The organism is Rathayibacter sp. AY1D5 (genome assembly GCF_002932515.1).
Taxonomy (GTDB): domain Bacteria; phylum Actinomycetota; class Actinomycetes; order Actinomycetales; family Microbacteriaceae; genus Rathayibacter.
In genome coordinates this window covers 1-966 of sequence record NZ_PSVU01000117.1, presented here as the reverse complement: position 1 = coordinate 966, position 966 = coordinate 1, and the positions used below count along the sequence as shown (strand labels likewise).

Sequence of the window (966 nt, the reverse complement as noted above, 5' to 3'; positions counted from 1 at the left end):
GAGGTCGCCGTGGACGCGCGCTGCGAGCGCTGCTCCGGACCGCACGGCCGCCCGGTGCTCCGCGGCGAGCACCCGGCGCTGGAGCGGATGCGGATCAGCATCGCGCACTGCGACGGCGCGGTGGTCGCGGCGCTGGCGACCGGACGCGACATCGGGATCGACGCGGTGCGCGCCCGCAGCGTCCGCGACCGCGTGGCGTCCGGGGCGACGACGGCGGAGCAGGTGCTCGCCGATCTGCGCTCGCAGGCGGTCGCGAAGGCCGACGGGCGCGGGACGTCGAGCGACGAGCCCGTCCGCTTCCGCACCAGGGAGGGCGCGACCGAGGCCTGGATCGAGGGCTCGAGCCGCTACTTCGCCGTCTCTGAGCCGACGGTCCACTCCGCGCTCGTCGTGGCGGTCGCGGTCGCTCAGGAGTGACCGCGGGGCGCGGTCCCCGGCCGTTGCGCTGGTCCGCGCCTAGGAGAACAGCGACAGCGTGATCGTCGAGCGGTAGGAGCCGGCCTCGACGTCCGGCTCGGCCAGCAGCCGCAGCTCGGCGTCGGCGCTCCAGGTGCCGGCCCCGCCGGCGGCTCCGAGCAGCAGCGCGTCCCGCAGGCCCGCGCCGCCCTCGAGGGAGGAGGCGACCGGATCGCCCGCGATGGCGCCGGTGCCGGTGATCAGGCGCGGGGTCCAGCCGAGGTGGTCGGCTCCGATCGAGGCGCTCGGGCTGGTGAGGGCGCTCGCCGAGGCGAGGACGTACCAGTCGTTCTGCGCGCCGACGCGCGAGTCGGTGACGGTGACCGTGGGCAGCCCGCCCGTGAACCGGCGCTGGAGGGCGGTGGAGCCCGACTCGGCGAGGTCGACGGCGTCGGCGGCGACGGAGAGCGAGAGGGAGCCGGGCTGCGCGGGAGGGGTGATGTCGACGTCGACGTCCACTCCGTCGAGGTCGTGGAGCAGGGGCGGCGTGCGGGCCGGGTCCTCGCCGGT

1 protein-coding gene and 1 pseudogene are annotated in these 966 nt (G+C 76.6%); one reads left to right on the top strand and one right to left on the bottom strand.

The window, feature by feature from the left end:
- Positions 1–417, top strand: a pseudogene (locus C5C82_RS17115) (4-phosphopantetheinyl transferase); the annotation flags it as partial.
- Between the two features lie 39 nt (positions 418–456).
- Here the strand turns inward: C5C82_RS17115 and C5C82_RS17750 are convergent.
- The coding region (locus tag C5C82_RS17750) for a hypothetical protein (protein ID WP_104234620.1) at positions 457–966 on the bottom strand (510 nt) is incomplete at its 5' end.